At 66.2% G+C, this 18,073-nt stretch carries 17 protein-coding genes and 1 pseudogene; 8 read left to right on the forward strand and 10 right to left on the reverse strand.

What is annotated here, in order from left to right; all coding sequences use genetic code 11:
• The first annotated feature begins 20 nt into the window (after positions 1-20).
• Positions 21-1,959, forward strand: a pseudogene (locus tag QCE48_RS25495) (type IV pili methyl-accepting chemotaxis transducer N-terminal domain-containing protein).
• 28 nt (positions 1,960-1,987) lie between these two features.
• Positions 1,988-2,680 (forward strand): response regulator, encoded by a 693-nt coding sequence (locus QCE48_RS25500; RefSeq protein WP_309783125.1) that lies wholly within the window; start codon positions 1,988-1,990, stop codon positions 2,678-2,680.
• 20 nt (positions 2,681-2,700) lie between these two features.
• Here QCE48_RS25500 and QCE48_RS25505 read toward each other — a convergent pair whose 3' ends face one another.
• The 5 genes from QCE48_RS25505 to QCE48_RS25525 all read right to left on the reverse strand — a co-directional run bounded on the left by QCE48_RS25505 (position 2,701) and on the right by QCE48_RS25525 (position 7,525).
• Positions 2,701-3,894, reverse strand: a complete 1,194-nt coding sequence (locus QCE48_RS25505) for a branched-chain amino acid ABC transporter substrate-binding protein (protein WP_309783785.1) — start codon at positions 3,892-3,894, stop codon at positions 2,701-2,703.
• 185 nt (positions 3,895-4,079) lie between these two features.
• Positions 4,080-4,289 carry a DUF2783 domain-containing protein gene (locus tag QCE48_RS25510; RefSeq protein ID WP_309783127.1) on the reverse strand — a complete coding sequence of 70 codons (210 nt, stop codon included), beginning with the start codon at positions 4,287-4,289 and terminating at the stop codon, positions 4,080-4,082.
• 6 nt (positions 4,290-4,295) lie between these two features.
• Positions 4,296-5,978 (reverse strand): FAD-dependent oxidoreductase, encoded by a 1,683-nt coding sequence (locus QCE48_RS25515; RefSeq protein ID WP_309783129.1) that lies wholly within the window; start codon positions 5,976-5,978, stop codon positions 4,296-4,298.
• Between the two features lie 189 nt (positions 5,979-6,167).
• Entirely contained in the window at positions 6,168-6,950 is a 783-nt protein-coding gene (locus QCE48_RS25520) for an IclR family transcriptional regulator (protein WP_309783130.1), read from the reverse strand.
• Positions 6,947-7,525: a cupin domain-containing protein gene (locus QCE48_RS25525; protein ID WP_309783132.1), complete on the reverse strand. Its 579-nt coding sequence runs from the start codon at positions 7,523-7,525 to the stop codon at positions 6,947-6,949. Before QCE48_RS25525 ends, QCE48_RS25520 begins: the two co-directional genes overlap by 4 nt.
• A gap of 103 nt (positions 7,526-7,628) precedes the next feature.
• Between QCE48_RS25525 and QCE48_RS25530 the strand changes: the two genes are divergently transcribed.
• Entirely contained in the window at positions 7,629-8,369 is a 741-nt protein-coding gene (locus QCE48_RS25530) for an ABC transporter substrate-binding protein (protein ID WP_309783133.1), read from the forward strand.
• Between the two features lie 10 nt (positions 8,370-8,379).
• Positions 8,380-8,814, forward strand: a complete 435-nt coding sequence (locus QCE48_RS25535) for a GNAT family N-acetyltransferase (RefSeq protein WP_309783135.1) — start codon at positions 8,380-8,382, stop codon at positions 8,812-8,814.
• 9 nt (positions 8,815-8,823) lie between these two features.
• On the opposite strand, the gene QCE48_RS25540 is transcribed toward QCE48_RS25535, so the two are convergent.
• Complete coding sequence (locus QCE48_RS25540; RefSeq protein WP_309783136.1) at positions 8,824-9,513, reverse strand: DJ-1/PfpI family protein; 690 nt, start codon at positions 9,511-9,513, stop codon at positions 8,824-8,826.
• Positions 9,514-9,609: 96 nt separating this feature from the next.
• On the opposite strand from QCE48_RS25540, the gene QCE48_RS25545 reads away from it, so the two are divergent.
• Entirely contained in the window at positions 9,610-10,596 is a 987-nt protein-coding gene (locus QCE48_RS25545; protein ID WP_309783139.1) for a GlxA family transcriptional regulator, read from the forward strand.
• Positions 10,597-10,845: 249 nt separating this feature from the next.
• A complete protein-coding gene (locus QCE48_RS25550; RefSeq protein WP_309783141.1) occupies positions 10,846-13,749 on the forward strand; it encodes an EAL domain-containing protein in 2,904 nt (967 codons plus the stop codon).
• Here QCE48_RS25550 and QCE48_RS25555 read toward each other — a convergent pair.
• Positions 13,718-13,954 (reverse strand): hypothetical protein, encoded by a 237-nt coding sequence (locus QCE48_RS25555; RefSeq protein ID WP_309783144.1) that lies wholly within the window; start codon positions 13,952-13,954, stop codon positions 13,718-13,720. The genes QCE48_RS25550 and QCE48_RS25555 overlap by 32 nt on opposite strands.
• A 147-nt stretch (positions 13,955-14,101) precedes the next feature.
• Between QCE48_RS25555 and QCE48_RS25560 the strand changes: the two genes are divergently transcribed.
• The gene (locus QCE48_RS25560; protein WP_309783146.1) at positions 14,102-14,335 is read left to right on the forward strand and encodes a DUF2795 domain-containing protein; all 234 of its coding nucleotides are present in this window, start codon (positions 14,102-14,104) and stop codon (positions 14,333-14,335) included.
• A gap of 206 nt (positions 14,336-14,541) precedes the next feature.
• Positions 14,542-14,616 (forward strand): pyrroloquinoline quinone precursor peptide PqqA, encoded by a 75-nt coding sequence (gene pqqA / locus QCE48_RS25565; protein ID WP_008353049.1) that lies wholly within the window; start codon positions 14,542-14,544, stop codon positions 14,614-14,616.
• Between the two features lie 50 nt (positions 14,617-14,666).
• Here the strand turns inward: pqqA and QCE48_RS25570 are convergent, their stop codons facing one another.
• The 3 genes from QCE48_RS25570 to QCE48_RS25580 form a co-directional block, all read right to left on the reverse strand.
• Entirely contained in the window at positions 14,667-14,981 is a 315-nt protein-coding gene (locus tag QCE48_RS25570) for a hypothetical protein (RefSeq protein ID WP_309783147.1), read from the reverse strand.
• A 110-nt stretch (positions 14,982-15,091) separates the two neighbouring features.
• Positions 15,092-16,489 (reverse strand): aspartate aminotransferase family protein, encoded by a 1,398-nt coding sequence (locus QCE48_RS25575; RefSeq protein ID WP_309783149.1) that lies wholly within the window; start codon positions 16,487-16,489, stop codon positions 15,092-15,094.
• A 27-nt stretch (positions 16,490-16,516) separates the two neighbouring features.
• Positions 16,517-17,998: an NAD-dependent succinate-semialdehyde dehydrogenase gene (locus QCE48_RS25580; protein ID WP_309783151.1), complete on the reverse strand. Its 1,482-nt coding sequence runs from the start codon at positions 17,996-17,998 to the stop codon at positions 16,517-16,519.
• Between the last annotated feature and the right edge of the window lie 75 nt (positions 17,999-18,073).

Genomic DNA, 18,073 nt, shown 5'->3' on the forward strand with positions numbered 1-18,073 from the left:
CGTGTCGCCACAGGCTCTCAATGCCGTCCCTACTCGAGCGCATCGCGCGTTTCAATCATCGGCTGTCCACGCGCATCGTCGCGCTGTCGGGCGTCGCGCTGACGCTCGTGCTCGCGATGATCGTCGGGACGTTGTGGCTTTCGTGGCAGCTAGAAGGCGCGGGCGCCGCGATCAACGACGCCGGCAGTCTGCGCATGCGCGCGTCGCTGATCGCGGTGGCGCTCGACGAAGCCCGTGCAGGGCGTGCGGCCGAGGTCGCCGCCCAGGTCGCGCTGCTGGAACGCACGCTCGATGGCCTCGAGCATGGCGCGCCGTCCCGCCCGCTCTTCCTTCCCGATTCGCCCGACATACTGATTCAGTTCGCGCTCGTCGAGGGCAACTGGCGCTACTCGCTCAAGCCGGCCATTTCCACCGACAGCGCCACGCCCGCGCGTGAAAGCCTGCTTTACGTCGACCTTCTCCCGTCGTTCATCAGTGAGGCCAACACGCTCGTTCGCATGATCGAAGAGGAGAACGCGCGCAAGACTGCATGGCTGCGCCGTTCGCAAATGGCGCTGGCCGCGATGGCGTGCATCGGGACGATCGCGATCGTCTATCTGCTGTACCTGTGGTTCGTGGTGCCGGTGCAGCGACTCGAAGACGGCATCGCGCGCATCGAAAAGCGCGACTTCGCGGCGCGTCTGCCGGTCGGGTCGCACGACGAGTTCGGTCATCTCGCCGAAGGGTTCAACCGCATGGCGTATCAGTTGCAGAGCCATCACCGGGAACTCGAACGACGCGTCGACATGAAGACGGCGCAGCTTGCCGCGCAGAACCGCGAGTTGACGGCGCTCTACGAAATGACCGCCTTCCTGCATGAATCGCACGATGTCGAGACGTTGTGCGGCGGCTTTCTCCAACGCGTCATGCACCGTTTCGACGCGCAAGGCGGCACGGTTCGCGCGCTCGGCCCGGACGACGGCAATCTGCATCTGATCGCCTCGCAAGGCATGCCCGCCGAACTCGTCGATGCTGAACGCTGCATGGCCGCCGACGACTGTCTCTGCGGCAACGCCGCCACACAAGGCCCGGCGGTCATTCGCTATGCGCGCGAACCGTGGTCGCCGCGCGAGAATCCGTTCGTCGACGGGTGCCGCAAAGCCGGTTTCACGGGCGTCGCGGCGTTTCGCATCGTGTCGCAGGAAACGACGCTCGGCTCCTTCTCGCTGCACTTCGCGCACGACCACATGATGCCGGCCCTCGCAGGTGCAATTGCTCGAAACGCTCGGCCGGCATCTGGGCACCGCGCTGCAGAACCATCGGCTCGCGAGCGCCGCGCGACAGTTCGCGGTCGCACAGGAACGACATCTCGTCGCGCAGGGTTTGCACGACAGCATCGCGCAGAGCCTCAACTTTCTGAAAATCCAGGTGCACATGCTCGACACCGCCGCGCAGGACAACCATATCGACGAAGTGCGCGAGATCGTGCCACTCCTGCGCGGCGGGCTGGAAGAGAGCTACGACGACGTGCGTGAACTGCTCGTCAATTTCCGCACCAAGCTCGAAAGCGGCGACCTGAAGCGCGCGGTCGCGGATACGGTGGCGCGGTTCGAGCGGCAGTCGGAGGCCCGCGTCGACTGGCGTTTCGACGAGACCGGCGGTCCGCCGCTCCCACCCGACCGGCAGTTGCAGGTGTTGTTCATCCTCCAGGAAGCGCTGTCGAACGTCCGCAAGCACGCGGAGGCGTCGCACGTGCGGGTGGTCATCGAGAACGGCCGCGAATTTCACATGCTGATCGAGGACGACGGCCAGGGTTTCGAGCCCGCCGCCATCGCCGCGCGCGGCGAGGCGCACGTCGGCTTTCATATCATGCGCGAGCGCGCGGCGCGGCTGGACGCGCGGTTGCGAATCGACAGCGCGCCGGGCGCCGGCACGCGCATTTCGCTGTCGATGTCCGAGTGCGCGCGGCAGGCAGCCTGATCCCATCGCTTCAGGACACTATCCACTCATGACGACGATTCGCATTCTCCTGATCGACGACCACACGCTGTTTCGCTCGGGAGTGCGCGCGCTGTTACAGCGCCAGCCGGATTTCGAAGTCGTCGACGACGCCGCCGACGGTATCGAAGGCGTCAAGCGCGCGAAGCAGCATCGGCCGGATGTGGTGCTGCTCGACCTGAACATGCCGGGCTTGTCGGGAATCGAAACGCTGCAGCTTCTGAAACAGGATCTGCCGGACACGGCGGTTGTCATGCTGACGGTGTCCGAAGACGTGGACGAACTGGCGAAAGCGCTCGGCGAAGGCGCGTGCGGCTACTTGCTGAAGAATATCGAGGCGGAGACGCTCTCTTCGGCCATCAGGCGGGCGGCCGCCGGCGAGGCCGTCGTGGCCGATGACATGACAGCCAGGCTAGTCGAGAAACTGCGCTCGCCGGCGCGCACGGGCGCGTCCGCCCGCGGTTCCGATCAGCCGGTGCCTGACGCGCCGCGCGGCGAGTGGTCCGCGCTCACGCCGCGCGAACGCGACATCGTGCGCAGCCTGTCGCGCGGCGCAAGCAACAAGGACATTGCACGCGAACTCGAAGTTGCCGAGAGCACGGTCAAGATTCACGTCCGCAACGTGCTACGCAAGCTGAAACTGTCGAGCCGCGTCCAGATCGCCATCTACGCGCTCGAACAGGACGCGGGCGAGGTCCGCTAGGGCCTGCCCGCGCGCCGCGCTCACATCTTCACGACATCGAGAATCGACTTCTTCTTGTCCTGATAGGTATAGAGCGTGATCGCCCCCTCTTTCATGTCGCCCTTCGTGTCGAACGCGATGTGGCCGATCACGCCGTCATAGTTCGTCGTCGGCATCGCCGCCAGCACCTTCGCTGGATCGGTGGAACTGGCCCGCTTCATTGCGTCGACGACCACGTACACCGCGTCGTAGGCGAACGGCGCGTTGAAGAGAATCGGACCGTTGAAGCGTTCCTGGAAGCGCTTCTCGAATTCCGCGCCCTTCGGCATCTTCGAAACCGCGAGGCTCGCTTCGGAGCAGACGAGGTTCTGCACGGCGTCTCCCGCGAGTTCCGCGACCTTGGTCGTGCACGCGCCGTCGCCGCTCATCACCTTCGACTTCACGCCGAGCGCCGCCGCCTGCCGCACGAACGGCCCGACCGTCGAATCCATGCCGCCGAACATGATGACGTCCGGCTGCTCGCTCTTCATCTTGGTCAAGATGGCGCGGAAGTCGGTGGCCTTGTCGTTCGTCGCTTCGCGTCCTACCACCTTGCCGCCCGCCGCTTCCACGGCTTTCGCGAATTCGTCGGCGAGACCCTTGCCGTAGGCCGTCGCGTCGTCGACCACGGCGACCGTCTTCGCATTGAGCGACTTCAGCGCATAGTTGCCGAGCGCGGGACCCTGCTGCGCATCGGTCGCCACGACTCGATACGTCGCCTTGTAGCCCTCCTTCGTGTAGTCGGGATTGGTGGACGACGGCGAAATTTCGACGACGTTCGCATCGTTGTAGATGCGCGAAGCCGGAATCGAGACGCCGGAGTTCAGATGGCCGATGACCGCGACCACGTGTTCGTCGACGAACTTCTGCGCGATCTGCGTGCCGGTCTTCGGATCGGCGGCGTCGTCTTCGGCGACGAGTTCCAGGCGCACGCTCCGGCCGTCGATCGTCAGGCCCTGCTGGTTGATCTCCTCGACGGCGAGGCGCGCGCCGTTCTCGTTGTCCTTGCCGAGATGGCCGCTGCCACCCGTCAACGGTCCGACGTGGCCGATCTTCACGGTTTCGACGTTCGACTGCGACGGCGCCGGCGATGGCGTAGCTTGCGCGGCCGGCGCTTCATCCTTCTTGCCGCAGGCGGCGAGGGCGAGGACGGCCAATGCGATTGCGGCGAGTTTCTGCGACTTGCGATCTGCGATGTTCTTCAATTTCTTGCCCTTCCGTTCACGTTCACGAACCTGCACGGGCGCTTCGCCGAATGCTCGAAGACGCCGTGCCCTGGTCATCCGATTGGGTGACGGATGGTATTAGAACATGACGATGCAGGCTCGAATCGCGGGCATTTTTGTCAATTTTCTCGACATGACAACGGCCGCAGCGACGCTCAGGCTGCCTTTCCGTCCGCGACGCTCATTCTCGCCAGCGCGAGCGCCTCGATCAGCACTTGCGCATCGCCGATATGGTTGGCGAGCAGCAGCACGAGCTTGGCGTTCACCATCTGGCTCTCTTCTTCCGTTAGTCCGTTGTGCGTATCGATGAGACGCTCGTAGAAGCCGTCGTAGTCGGCGATGTTCGTTTCGAGGTTCAGTTTCATGGTCGTTTACCCGTTGCACGTCGCACGCTGGATGGCTGCCGCAACCGAAGCGGCGTCGAAGGCGCGCCCGCGCGCGCACACATGCTGGTCCGGACGCAGCAGATAGAACGTGCCGGGCCGGGCGTCGAAGCGTTGCGCGACCATGCCGTCCACGTCTTCCAGCACGGTCGCGCCGGCGAGCGGCGCGCTCGCCGCGCCGCGCGGCACGACGATCAGCGTGCGCATCGGGATCGACTTGCCTTCGAGCGCCGCGAGCCAGTTCGCGCAGTCGGCGGCCGCGTCGGCGGATGCGCAAAACCAGATGCCCGTGAACGCGCCGCCGCCCGTCTGCGCGAGCAGCCACGCCGCCTTGCCGTCGATGCGCACCGGCGCATCCGTGCACACCGCGCCCGGCACCATCGAACCGAAGAAGACGTCGCCTTCGTGATCAGCGGTGTTGAGCGGCGAATCGCGCAGCACCGCGGGCACCGAGAGCCGCCCGCTATTCGTCATGCGCCGCGCGAACGGACAGTCCTTCGCGAGCCTGAGCGTGGCGTCGCGGAAGAGGCGCGACACCGGACTCTTCGGCGTGATGAAATCCGTCGCGCGCGTCGAGTTGAGGATGTTTTCGTCGGCGGCGTATTCGCGCTCGGACGCGTAGGTGTCGAGCAGCGTCTCGGGCGCGTCGCCGGTCAGCACGAGGCGCAGCTTCCACGCGAGATTGTCCGCGTCCTGCACGCCGCTGTTCGCGCCGCGCGCGCCGAACGGCGAGACGCCATGCGCCGAATCGCCCGCGAACAGCACGCGGCCGTGGCGGAACTTGTCCATGCGCTGACACGCAAACGTGTAGACGCTCACCCATTCGAGTTCGAATTCGACGTCCTCGCCGAGCAGCGCCTTCACGCGCGGAATCACGCGCTCGGGCGCCTTTTCCGCGACCGGATCGGCGTCCCAGCCGAGCTGGAAATCGATGCGCCAGACGTCGTCCGGCTGACGATGCAACAGCACTGACTGATTACGGTGAAACGGCGGATCGAACCAGAACCAGCGCTCGGCGGGAAACGGCGCCTTCATCTTGACATCGGCGATCAGGAAACGGTCCTTGAACGTGCGGCCGCGGCTGTCGAGACCGAGCACGCGGCGCATCGGACTACGCGAGCCGTCCGCGGCGACCACGTACTGCGCGCGCATCGCATAGGTGCCCTCGGGCGTCTCGACCTGCAACTCGACGAAATCCTCATGCTGCGTCGCGCCGATGACATTGCTCTTCCAGCGCAACTGCAGGTTCTCTTCGCGCATCGCGCGCTCGGCGAGATAGCCCTCGACGTAGTACTGCTGCAGATTGATGAACGCGGGCCGCGCGTGACCGGTTTCGGGCAGCAGATCGAACGTATAGACGAGTTCGTCCGCCAGGAAAACCTTGCCGACGTTCCAGCTCACGCCCTTGTCGACCATCGGCTGGCCGCAGCCGATGCGGTCGAAGATCTCCAGCGTGCGCTTCGCGAAACAGATGGCGCGCGAGCCGTCCGAGAGCTTGTCGTCGTTGTCGACGAGCACCGTGCGCACGCCCTGCTGCGCGAGGTCGATCGCGGTCGCGAGTCCCACCGGCCCCGCCCCGACGACGACCACCGGGTAAGGCACCGGCGACGCGGCATCGTGTTCGGCGGCTCGCGTGCACTCGAACCGAAGCGTTTGGAAATCAGTCTGCATGGCGTCTCCGTGTTTCCTTTCAGGCGCGTTCAACAAATGCGTTTATCTCTGCCCGTTAATTATGAATTGTACAAAGCATTTCACCATGTTGAATCGCCGTTTACCCTAAGCGCAAGCAACGGCCGTGCGCCATCGCGCGACGGCGCGTCGGACGCGCTCGCGGATGGCTAGCGTTGCGAGGAAGGAACTTCAGGCCGCGGAAAAGCCCAGTCGGGCGGACACACGCGCGGCGCAAGCGCGCAATGCGCGCGCGACGGCGCCGTCCCATGCGCCGTCGAAGGAGCCGCTCGGGCCGATCGCCGTGATGGCGAGCACGATGTTGCGAGTGTGATCGAAGACGGGCGCGCTCATCGCGCTGATGCCCGCGACGGGTTCGTCGATGGTCCGCGCGATGCCGTGCCCGCGCACGTCGGCGAGCAGCGCGTCGATTTGCGCGCGCGTGAAGTCACGCCGCGCGGCGCCGATCTGCAAGCCGCCCGAGGCTTCGATCGCGACGAGCGCGTCGACCGTGAGCGGCGGCAGATAGGCCGCGAACGCGCGGCCGGTGGCGGTTTGCAGGAGCGACATCACGGTGCCGGTGCGCATCGTGACGTGGATCGGCACGCTCGCCTCGTTGATATGGACGATGGTCGGGCCGAAGCTGCCGGCGGTCGCGAGCGCGACGGTATGCTGGATCTGCGAGGAGATTTCTCCGATCTCCGGAATCGCGAGCCGCACCGGGTCGACGCGCTGCAGGCTGATGAGCCCCATTTGTAGCGCGAACGGTCCGAGTTCGTAGCGTCCGGTGGCGCCGTCCTGCTGGATCAGGCCGAGATTGCCGTAGCTCACGAGATACGGATGCGCCTTCGCCGACGACATCCCCGCCTTCTTCGCGAGATCGCCCAGCAGCATCGGGCCGCCGTGGTCCACGAGCGCGCGCAAAAGCGCGCCGCCTACTTCGATCGACTGAATACCGCGCCGCGCTCCGCTCATCCCTGGCCTTTTGTGTCGTTTAACGAGATAGGGCGCGATGATAACCGCCCGGCGTCGCCGGCGGGACCGAGCCGCGCGATCAGGTCGCGATGCGCCGGGTGGGCGGCCGCGAGCGCGTTCACGTCGGCGATCTCGAACTCGCTGAATTCGAAGCCCGGCGCGACCGTGCAGCCGACGAGCGCATACGCCTCCGGCGACGCGCACTCGGCCGCGAACCAGTCGCCCGCTTTGACGACGGCCTGGAACACGGCGTCCGGGTGGACGAGCGCGTTGCCGAGCCGGTGCGTCGTGAGGCGGCCTTGCGCGTCGAGCACGTGGATGTCGATGGGATCGCCCGCGTAGAAGTGCCACAGTTCGTCCGAGCGAATGCGATGCCACGCCGAATGCGCGCCGTCGCAAAGCAGGAAATAGATCGCCGTCGAGGCCGAGCGGGTTTCACTCGTGCCCTCGCTCGCGCCCTCGCGCGTCACGCGCGCGGCCGAACGATATGTCTCGCGGAAATACCCGCCTTCCGGATGCGGTTGCAAGCCGAAGCGGCGGATCAGTTCGTCTTTGTCGATGTCGATGGGCGGCATGGATGCGTCCGTCTAAAACGAAACGCCCATTCTGCATCGGCGGGCACGCGGCCGAGCGCTTTCCTGTTAAATAGCGGGCATGTTCCACCGACCCGGACCCGCCATGACCCTCGATTCCACCCTGCTGAACGCGTTCGCGCCCACGGGCAAGCTGCGCGCGTCGATCAATCTCGGCAATCCGCTGCTCGCCAATCGCCACGCCACGACGGGCGAGCCCGGCGGTATCTCCGTCGATCTCGCGCGCGCGTTCGCGGCGCGGCTCGGTGTCGAAGCCGAACTGGCCGTCTTCGATACGGCGTCGAAATCCGTCGAGGCCGTCACGACGGAGGCCGCCGATATCGGCTTCTTCGCGATCGATCCGGTGCGCGGTGCGGGCATCGCGTTCACGGCGCCTTACGTGCTGATCGAAGGCTTGTATCTCGTGCGCGACGATTCGCCCGTGCAGTCCAACGGCGACGTCGATCGCGAGACGAACCGCGTGGTGGTCGGCAAGGGCAGCGCCTACGACCTTTTTCTCACGCGCGAGCTGAAGCATGCGCAGATCGTGCGGGCGGCGTCGTCGCAGGCGGTCGTCGAGCAGTTTCTGCGCGACGGCGCCGAAGTCGCCGCGGGCGTGAAGCAGCAACTCGAAGCCGATTCGGCCGGCAAGCCCGGTTTGCGGCTGCTTGGCGAGCGCTTCATGGTCATCCAGCAGGCGATGGGCGTGCCGAAGAGCCGCGGCGAAGCGGCCGCGGCGCATCTGCGCGAATTCGTCGAGGAGATGAAGCGCTCGGGGTTCGTCGCGGAGGCGCTTCTGCGGCACGGCGCGAAGGGCGCGTCGGTGGCGCCGTTGGCGGGCGCATAGGCTCCGCGCGATGGACGACGTGAAAATCGAAGTCGCCGACTGGATCGACGCCGAATTCGAAGCGGACGTGAGCGGCGGCCTCGCGGCGTTCAATGCACGGGAACTCGGGCCGTCGGGGCAGCGCGATCTGGCGGTGTCGGTCTATCGCCGCGACGAGTTCGTCGGCGGACTCGCGGGCTTCACCGCGTGGGACTGGCTCTTCGTCAAGTGGCTCTGGATTCGCGACGACGCGCGCGGCGCCGGCCTCGGCGCGCGCGTCGTGCAAGCGGCGGAGCGCGAATCGATCCGGCGCGGCTGTCGCGCGGCGTGGCTCGACACGCTGAACCCCGCCGCGAAGCAGTTATATGAGCGCGCGGGCTTCGCGGTTTTCGGCGAATTGCCCGATTTCAGCGCCGGCCGCACGCGCTATTTCATGCAGAAACGGTTCGACGCGGGGCCGGCCTGACGCGCCAGTTCAGCTTGTGGCGGCGAGCCGCGCCGCCACCCGCTCCACGATTGTCGCGCGCGCCGCGAGCGAAGCCGCCGAGCGTTCGCGAACCGTCTCGACCACGCCGCGCGGCGCGCGCTCCGGCGATCCGGCGTCGAACGGCGGCGCCGGCGCGTATTCGATTTCGAGCTGGATCGCCTGCGCCTCTTCCTCGCCGACGAGTTCGGCCGCGAGCGTCAGCGCGAAATCGATGCCGGCCGTGATTCCGCCGCCCGTCAGCAGGTTGCCGTCACGCACGACGCGCTCTCTGACCGGCACCGCGCCCAGATCGCCGAGCAGCGAATGGAACGCCCAGTGCGTCGTCGCGCGGCGCCCGCGCAAGAGGCCCGCCGCGCCGAGCACGAGCGAGCCGGTGCACACCGAACTCACGTAGCGCGCGCTTTCTGCCCGCCGCCGGACGAAAGCGAGCGTTTCCTCGTCCTCCATCAGCGCGCCGACGCCCGAGCCGCCCGGGATGCAAAGCACGTCGAGCGGCGGGCAGTCGTCGAAGGTCGTGTCGGGCGTGAGCAGCATTCCGCTCGACGATTCAACGGCCGCGCGGGTCTTCCAGACCAGATGCACGGTGGCGCCGGGAATCTGCGCGAAGACGTCGTGCGGACCGGTCAGGTCGAGTTGCTGGACGCGCGGAAACAGCAGCAAGCCGATATGAAGCGTCATTTCGATTCCTCTCGTTTTCGTCAATGGGATGGACGAGTTGATCCTACGCCGCTAGGCTATGGCGAAATTGACACTAAACCCACTTTTCACGCCAACATGACGACCGAATCCTCCACGCGTCGCATCGACGTGCTCGCTTTTCCGAACGCGCAGTTGCTCGATGTCGCCGGGCCGTTGCAGGCGTTCGCGTCCGCGAACGAACTGGCCTGCGCCGCGGGCGCCGCGCCGCCTTATCTGCCGCGCGTCGTGGCAAGCGACGGCGGCGCGATCACGACGTCGGCCGGGCTCGGCATCCTGACGCATCCGCTGCCGCCCGCCGACGATCCGCCCGACACGCTCGTCATCTCCGGCGGCTGGGGCGTGTACGAAGCGGCGCGCGACCCGGCGCTCGTCGCGTGGGTGCGCGCGCAGGCGGGACAGACGCGGCGCACGGCGTCGGTGTGCACCGGCGCGTTTCTGCTCGCGGCGGCCGGTCTGCTCGACGACAAGCGCGCCGTCACGCACTGGACGCGCTGCGCCGAACTGCGCGAGCGCTATCCCGCCGTGCGCGTGGAGCCCGATCCGATCTTCATCCGCGACGGCGCCGTCTGGACCTCGGCGGGCGTGACGGCCGGCATCGACCTGGCGCTCGCCCTGATCGAAGACGATCTCGGCGCCGCGCTCGCGCTCGACGTGGCGCGCCATCTCGTCGTGTTTCTCAAGCGCCCGGGCGGACAGGCGCAGTTCAGCACCGCGCTGTCGCTGCAAAAGGCGGGCGACCGTTTCGGCGAACTGCACGCGTGGATCGCGGAAAACCTCGCGGCGGATCTTTCGCTCGCCGTGCTCGCGACGCGCGCCGGCATGAGCGAACGCAGCTTCGTGCGCCATTACCGTGCACAGACGGGCGTGACGCCCGCGCGTTCCATCGAGCAATTGCGGCTCGAAGCGGCACGGCGCCTGCTCGGCGATACGCGGCTGCCGGTCAAGCGGATCGCCGCGCGCTGCGGTTTCGGCTCAGAGGAAACGATGCGGCGCGGCTTCCTGCGGGCGATCGGCGTGACGCCGCAGGCTTACCGCGAGCGGTTCGCGTCGGGCGGCGCGTGAAAGTCGGGCGAAGACATTTGTTTCCGGGATGCTCCCGCTTTATTCTTCATACGAAACGAGCTTTCAATCGCTTACGGGTTTTCCACGATTCGGCTCAAGGCTCCTGCGCCGCTGCCGTTAGCACGAGTAGATCGAGCCATTGACACGGCCAAACGATAGCCCTTTGCCGAACCCGAACCCGACGCCGGCCGCCGACCGGATCACTCCAAAACTGGCTTTTGGCTCCAACCGCCGATGAGTGTTTTTCCCATGATTGACGCGCTGCCGGACACGAACGATGCAATGCGCCCGGATGCCGGCGCGCCTTCGATCGACGCGCTGCTCGACGCCGCGCGCGGCTGCGGCCGGCCGGGCGCCTGGGCCTGGTATCGCGCGGGCGAGCAGTTGCATCTGGCGGGCCAGGGCGACGCGTCGTTCGACTGGCCGCAGAGCATGACCGAGGAACGGTTCGCGCAGCTGTGCGCGGCGCGCGGCTGGCATCGCTGGGCGACGGGCCGCGGCGAAAGCGTGCTCGGCTGGCTCGTCGCGCCCGAGGCGCTCGCGGGCGAGGCGTGTCTGCGCGACCTCGCGCGGCGCCTCGGCGAACGCGTGCAGGCGGACGCCCTCGTACGCGCGCAGAACACGCAGCGCGTGCTGTACGAAATCGCCTATCTGGCGAGTTCGGTGCCCGAGCGCGCCGCATTCCTGCAGGGCGTGCACGAACGGCTCGGCACGCTCATCGACGCCGAAAACTTCTATCTCGCGCTCTACGACCGCAAGAGCGGCCGGATCACCTATCCGTACTACGTCGACGTGATCGACACGGAAGTGGTCGCCGCCGAGAACTACGACATCCTGAATCCCGCGCGCCTTTCGATGACCGGGCACGTCCTCACGACCGGCCAGCCGCTCCTGATCGACGCCGCGATGATCCGCGCGGCCGAAGCCGAAGGCCGCTTCTACTGTATCGGCGACCGCCCCGAGTTCTGGATGGGCGCGCCGCTCAAGAACGCGTCCGACGAAGTGTTCGGCATGCTCGCGATGCAGGTCTACGACGTCTCGCGCGTCTACAGCGCCGAGGATCGCGCGCTCTTTCTCGTGGTTGCGCGGCACGTGGCGATGGCGCTCGACCGCATCCTGCATCGCGCGGATCTCGAAGAGCAGGTCGCGCGGCGCACCTCCGAGCTGTCGCGGGTGAACGCCGCGCTGCGCGAAGGCATCGCCGAGCGCGAGCGCGCCGAGCATCTGCAGGCGGCGCTGTTCCAGATCGCCGAATTGTCGAGCCGTCCTGGCGACATGGTCGAGTTCTTCCGGAGCCTGCACGGGATCGTCGGCGAACTGCTGTATGCGCGCAATTTCTACATCGCGCTCTTCGATACCGACACGCGCGAAGTGTCGTTCCCGTATTACGTCGACGAGATCGTTCAGGACCCGCCGCCGCCGCGACGCGGTCAGCGCGGGCTGACCGAATACGTGATCCGCCAGCGCCGTCCGTGCCTGATCGACGCCGACGAAGCGCGGCGCCTGATCGCCGGGCACACCATCGACACGGGCAACGAGAACGTGCGGCTGCGCTCGTGGCTGGGCATCCCGCTCTTCGACGGCGACGACGTGCGCGGCGTGCTCGCCGTGCAGAGCTACGCGCCGCTCGTGCGTTATTCGCAGCGCGACCAGGAACTGCTGACCTTCGTGTCGCGCCACATCGACACCGCGCTGTCGCGCCGCCGCGCCGCGGAGGCCCTGCACGTGGCGAACGCCGAACTCGAAGCGCGCGTGCAGATTCGCACCCGCGAGCTCGACAACGCCAACGCGCGGCTGCTGCACGAGAACTCGCACGACTCGCTGACGGGCCTGCCCAACCGCAGTCATCTGTTGCAGCAGTTGCAGGCCGCGTGGCGTGACTATCGTACATATGGCGATCAGGTGACCGTGATGTTCATCGACCTGGACCGCTTCAAGGTCGTGAACGACAGCCTCGGCCATCATTACGGCGACCTGCTGCTGATCCAGGCGGCCGGGCGTCTGCGGGACTGCCTGCGTTCGGGCGATCTGCTCGCGCGTCTGGGCGGCGACGAGTTCGCGGTGCTCTCGCCGAATACGTCGCAAAGCGATGCGGTGGCGATCGCCGAGCGCATTCTCGCCGCGTTCGACCTGCCGTTTCACATCGACGAGCATGTGGTGTTTTCGTCGTGCAGCATCGGCATCGTGAGCGCGGACAGTCAGTTCCACACCGAACCCGCCGACCTCTTGCGCGACGCCGATACCGCGATGTATCGCGTGAAGAACGCGGGGCGCGACAGCTTTGTCGTGTTCAATCAGGAATTGCGGCGCGAGGTGTCGGATCAGGTGGAACGCGAAGGCGCGCTGCGCAATGCGCTCAAGCGCGACGACGAACTGCTGCCCTACTTTCAGCCTATCGTCGATGTGAGGAGCGGCGAGGTCGTCGCGCTGGAGGCGCTCATTCGCTGGCGTCAGTCGGACGGGCGCATCGTCGGGCCGGGCGAGTTTCTGCCGGCGGTCGAAGGCCTGCGGCTGATCGGGCGGCTCGATCTGTACATGCTGACGCGCGTCGCCGTGATTCTCTCGGACCCGCGATTCGCGAACTGGCCGCCCGTGCACGTGAACTGTTCGAGCTACAGCATGACGCGCCCGGATTTCGCCGACGACGTGCTCGCGTTACTGCGCCATCATGGCGTCGCGCCGTCGCGCGTGTGTCTGGAGCTGACCGAAGGCGCGCTCGTCGCCGAGCCCGATCTCGCGCGGCGCACGATGCAGCAACTCGCGGACAACGGCATGTCGGTCGTGCTCGACGACTTCGGCGCGGGCTTCTCGTCACTCAGCTACGTGCATCAGTACCGCTTCAGCGGCCTCAAGATCGACAAGTCGTTCATTCTGGAACTCACGGCGAGTGCGCGCAGCCGCGCGATCGTCCGCGCGATCGTGCGCATGGCGGAATCGCTCGACCTGACGCTCGTGGCCGAAGGCGTCGAGGATGCGGAGACGCTCGCCGTGCTACGCGACATGGGCGCGGCGCAGGCGCAGGGCTACTTCTTCGACAAGCCGATGCCGCTCGACGCGCTCATGCGCTCGCCCGCTGCGGGCCGGCTCGCGCACGGCTACACGGCCGCGCCGACGCCGCTTTTCAGGGCATCCCGCCGAGCGACGGGGAGATGATGCTGCCGGGCTCGCCTTCGGCGGGCCCGCTGTCGACGTGCGCGGCGCGCGTCCCGATGGGCGGATGATGCGCCTTGCATGCATCGACGCTATCGGGGCCGAGGCATTGCTGGAACGCATCGGCGACGTCCTTCGATTCGAACGTGTAGATGGTCTGGTCGACTTTGATTTCGGTGTCGGAAATGCGGTCGGCGGTGATGGTCATGGTGCTGTCCTCGCGTGGTGGCTGGGCTAACGTGGTTCATCTAAGCATCAAGCGCGCCCGCACGCGGCGACGCGGCGGGTACATGCGTTGCTGCAGTGAACGATGCAGTTCCTGCCAACTCACACGACTCGAGCAAAGGAGAAGGACATGTCCCAGCATCCCGCTCACGCCCAGAACCATCGTCATCCCGACGAACCGCGCGCGGAGGAAATCACGAGTGCGCTCAAGGGCGCCGCTTACCCGATGGGCAAGGAAAAGCTGCTCGCGCTGGCGAAAAGCAATGGTGCGGACGGCGAAGTGATGGCGGTGCTCAACCGCATGAGCGACCGCAATTTCGATAGCCCGTCGGCGGTGTTGCGCGAAGCGACCCGCGTCGAATGACGTAACGGTCTGAACAATCTGCGCGGTCCTTGTAAACCACGGTAACGATTTTCCCAGTGATGCAACCTGCGAAGAAGGTTTAGGATAGGGCTAGCGTCGGATAACACGGACGCGCGACTTGGCACGGCGCTTGCAGCACGAATTGCAGTCAACAGTCGCGCAACGGTCACGCATCGGCATGGCCGGCCATTGCAAAAGGAGGCTTTATGAAGTGGGAAACCCCGAGTTTCACCGACATGCGCTTTGGCTTTGAAATCACGATGTACATTGCCACGCGTTAAGTCCGATGCGGCCGCTCACGCGGCCGCTTTTTTTTGCGTTTCTAATCGTTTTAGTCGGCTTTCGGGTTCTTCAGGTCCGCGTTCTGCGCATCCAGCCCGCCCGCGCCCGCCGGTTCCGGCCTGTCGCCCGAGCCATACGGCACTTCCGCCGTCTGATGCGGATGCTGATCGAGACGCCTCGAGTCCGGTTCCACTTCCCCTGCATTCGGCTTGCGCACACCTTGCTTCGGGTCGCCTCCCGTCGCCGAGCCCGGCCCCGGCTGGTTGCCTATCGAGCCGCCTCCGCTCGCGCCACTGCCCGGATCGCCGAGCGGCTTGTCGGTGCTGTCGTCGCGGCTGGTTTCGTTGCGTTCGGTGGTCGCCATCTCGTTCTCCTTCGTCAGTGTCATGAACGAAGAGCAACGCGCGTACCCGTTGAAACGCAAAAGCCCGCGCTCACGCGCGGGCTTTTTCGCTAAGGCTTGCTGCTATCGCCTCAATGCGCGGCGGCCGTTCCGATCACCTGATTCGCCACCTCATCGACCGCCTGACGCACGACGCCGACGATCTCGTCGACTTCCGCGCGCGTCGTGACGAGCGGCGGCGCGAAGCCGAGGATGTCGCCGTGCGGCATCGCCCGCGCGATCACGCCGCGTTCGAGCGCCGCCGCCGACACCTTCGGCCCCACCTTCAGCGCGGCATCGAAGGGCTTGCGGCCTTCCTTGTCGGCCATGAATTCGAGGGCCGCCAGCATGCCCGCGCCGCGCACTTCGCCGACGAGCGGATGGCTGTCGAACGCGGCGTGCAACTGCGCCTGCAAATAGCCGCCGACCTCGGCGGCATTCTGCGTGAGGTTCTCGCGCTCCAGGATATCCAGATTCGCGAGCGCCGCCGCCGCGCAGATCGGATGGCCCGAATAGGTCCATCCGTGACCCATCGCGCCGTATTCCTGCGAACCTTTATCGATCACGTCCCACACGCGCTCGCCGACGATCACGCCCGACAGCGGCGCATAAGCGCTCGTCAGCCCCTTCGCGACGGTGATCAGGTCCGGCTTGATGCCGTAGTGCTGCGCGCCCATCTTCGAGCCGAGACGCCCGAAGCCGCAGACGACTTCATCGGAGATCAGCAGGATGTCGTGCTTCCTGAGCACGTCCTGGATTGCGGGCCAGTAGCCTTCGGGCGGCGCGATGATGCCGCCCGTGCCCATCACCGGCTCGGCGATGAAAGCGGCGATGGTGTCCGCGCCTTCGCGCGCGATCAGCTTCTCCAGTTCGTCGACGCAATACGCGGTGAACTGCGCCTCGCTCATGCCGGCGGGCGCCTGACGATACCAGTGCGGGCAAACCGTGTGCTTGATGCGATCGAGCGGCAGGTCGAAGTGCTGGTGAAAGCTCGGCAGGCCGGTCAGGCTGCCCGTCACGATGCCCGAGCCGTGATAGCCGCGCTGACGCGAGATGATCTTCTTCTTGTTCGGACGCCCGAGCACGTTGTTGTAGTACCAGACGATCTTGATCTGCGTTTCGTTCGCATCCGATCCCGACATGCCGTAGTAGACCTTCTTCATGCCCTCCGGCGCCCAGCCGATGATCCGCGACGACAGTTCGATGATCGTGTCGGTCGAGTGGCCCACGTAGGTGTGGTAGTACGCGAGCTTCTTCGCCTGCTCGTAGATCGCGTCCGCGACTTCGGTGCGGCCATAGCCGATGTTCACGCAATAGAGGCCCGCGAATGCGTCGATGTAGGTCTTGCCCTGATGATCCTCGATGCGGATGCCCTTCGCGCCCGTCACGATCTTGCCCGGCAGCGCGCCGCTCGCGTGATCGTGGGCGTGCGTGGACGGATGCATGAAGTGCGCGCGGTCTTCGTTGAAGAGTTGGTCGAGTTGGGTCATGTGCTTCTCCTTGTTGGTCCGGTTCAGTCAGGCAACGGCCGTGCAAAGCGGCAGGCCGAGATTGCCGAGGCAGAAATACTTGGTTTCGACGAACGGCTCGAAGCCTTCCGCGCCGCCCTCGCGGCCGAGGCCCGACGCCTTCATGCCGCCGAAGGGAATCGGCGCGCCGGTGAACTTCACGCCGTTCACCGAGACCATCGCGAAGTCGAGCCGTCTCACCAGCTGAAAAATCGTGTCGATGCGCCGCGCGCACACGTAGGCGGCGAGGCCGTATTCCGTGTCGTTCGCGAGCGCCACGGCTTCGTCGAGCGTTTCGAACGACGAGATGGCCGAGGTCGGCGCGAAGTTTTCCTCGTCGTACATGCGCATGCCCGGTCGGGCATCGGCGACCACGGTAGGTTCGAAAAACCATCCGCCCAATGCATGCGGCTTGCCGCCCGCCGTGATGCGCGCGCCTTTCGCGCGGGCGTCCTCGACGCGCGCGACGGTCGCATCGAACGCCGCCTGATGCATGAGCGGACCGACATCGACTTGAGCCTCGAACGCCGGCCCCACTTTCAGGCGCGTCACCGCCTCGCTGTATTGCGCGACGAAACGCTCGTACAGCGGCGATGCAACGAAGATGCGATTGGCCGCGCAGCAGTCCTGGCCCGAAGTCTGGAACTTCGCGCCCACGGCGATCCGCACCGCCTGATCGAGATCCGCGTCTTCGGTCACGATGAAGGGCGCGTTGCCGCCGAGTTCGAGCGCGAGCTTCTTGATGCCCGATTCCGCCGCCGCGCGCGCGACGAGTCCGCCTACGCGCGTCGATCCGGTGAAGCTCACGGCGCGCACGCGGGTGTCGCGCACGAGCGTGTTCATTGCCATCTGCGGCTCGCCGAGGACGACGTTGAAGACGCCCGCCGGAAAGCCCGCCTCTTCCGCGAGTTGCGCGAGCGCGAGGGCGGAAAACGGCGTCTCGTGCGCGGGCTTGATGACCGTCGTGCAGCCTGCGGCAATGGCCGCCGCGGCCTTGCGCGTGATCATCGCGACCGGAAAATTCCACGGCGTGATCAACGCCGCGACCCCGACCGGCTCCATCATCGTGCCGAGATGCGCGCCTTCGATATGGCTCGGAATCGTGCGGCCAGTCAGTCGCTTCGCTTCGTTCGCGAACCATTCGACGAAACTCGCCGCATACGCGATCTCGCCGCGCGCTTCGGCAAGCGGCTTGCCTTGTTCGAGCGAGAGAATGCCCGCGAGGTCGTGCTGATGACGCAGGATCAGTTCATGCCAGCGCAGCAGCACCGCGCTGCGCTTTTGCTGCGGCACCCAGCGCCACGCTTCGAACGCGCGGTGCGCGGCATCGACGGCGGCTTTGATCTGCGATGCATCGAGCATCGGCACATGACCGATCACGCTCTGGTCGGCGGGATTCTGCACGGCGACGCTCGCGGCGCTTTCGCTATGCACCCAGCGGCCATCGACATAGCACAGCGACTTGAAGAGGATGGGATGACCCAGCATCATGAACGGCTCCTGTTTGTCCTGGTATGCATCCAATGTAAGGCTTCTGCGTGCTGCGAACTTTTGGTTATCGAGCGC

Origin of the sequence: Caballeronia sp. LZ024 (genome assembly GCF_031451455.1) — a bacterium.
GTDB lineage: Bacteria > Pseudomonadota > Gammaproteobacteria > Burkholderiales > Burkholderiaceae > Caballeronia > Caballeronia telluris.

What these genes read in the sequence shown, in the direction of transcription:
- QCE48_RS25545 (WP_309783139.1), top strand. Translation starts at nt 9,610, where the DNA reads ATGACGACCGAATCCTCCACGCGTCGCATCGACGTGCTCGCTTTTCCG.
- QCE48_RS25570 (WP_309783147.1), bottom strand. Translation starts at nt 14,981, where the DNA reads ATGGCGACCACCGAACGCAACGAAACCAGCCGCGACGACAGCACCGAC.
- QCE48_RS25520 (WP_309783130.1), bottom strand. Translation starts at nt 6,950, where the DNA reads ATGAGCGGAGCGCGGCGCGGTATTCAGTCGATCGAAGTAGGCGGCGCG.
- QCE48_RS25555 (WP_309783144.1), bottom strand. Translation starts at nt 13,954, where the DNA reads ATGACCATCACCGCCGACCGCATTTCCGACACCGAAATCAAAGTCGAC.
- QCE48_RS25525 (WP_309783132.1), bottom strand. Translation starts at nt 7,525, where the DNA reads ATGCCGCCCATCGACATCGACAAAGACGAACTGATCCGCCGCTTCGGC.
- QCE48_RS25500 (WP_309783125.1), top strand. Translation starts at nt 1,988, where the DNA reads ATGACGACGATTCGCATTCTCCTGATCGACGACCACACGCTGTTTCGC.
- QCE48_RS25540 (WP_309783136.1), bottom strand. Translation starts at nt 9,513, where the DNA reads ATGACGCTTCATATCGGCTTGCTGCTGTTTCCGCGCGTCCAGCAACTC.
- QCE48_RS25535 (WP_309783135.1), top strand. Translation starts at nt 8,380, where the DNA reads ATGGACGACGTGAAAATCGAAGTCGCCGACTGGATCGACGCCGAATTC.
- QCE48_RS25550 (WP_309783141.1), top strand. Translation starts at nt 10,846, where the DNA reads ATGATTGACGCGCTGCCGGACACGAACGATGCAATGCGCCCGGATGCC.
- QCE48_RS25530 (WP_309783133.1), top strand. Translation starts at nt 7,629, where the DNA reads ATGACCCTCGATTCCACCCTGCTGAACGCGTTCGCGCCCACGGGCAAG.
- QCE48_RS25575 (WP_309783149.1), bottom strand. Translation starts at nt 16,489, where the DNA reads ATGACCCAACTCGACCAACTCTTCAACGAAGACCGCGCGCACTTCATG.
- QCE48_RS25515 (WP_309783129.1), bottom strand. Translation starts at nt 5,978, where the DNA reads ATGCAGACTGATTTCCAAACGCTTCGGTTCGAGTGCACGCGAGCCGCC.
- QCE48_RS25560 (WP_309783146.1), top strand. Translation starts at nt 14,102, where the DNA reads ATGTCCCAGCATCCCGCTCACGCCCAGAACCATCGTCATCCCGACGAA.
- QCE48_RS25580 (WP_309783151.1), bottom strand. Translation starts at nt 17,998, where the DNA reads ATGATGCTGGGTCATCCCATCCTCTTCAAGTCGCTGTGCTATGTCGAT.
- QCE48_RS25510 (WP_309783127.1), bottom strand. Translation starts at nt 4,289, where the DNA reads ATGAAACTGAACCTCGAAACGAACATCGCCGACTACGACGGCTTCTAC.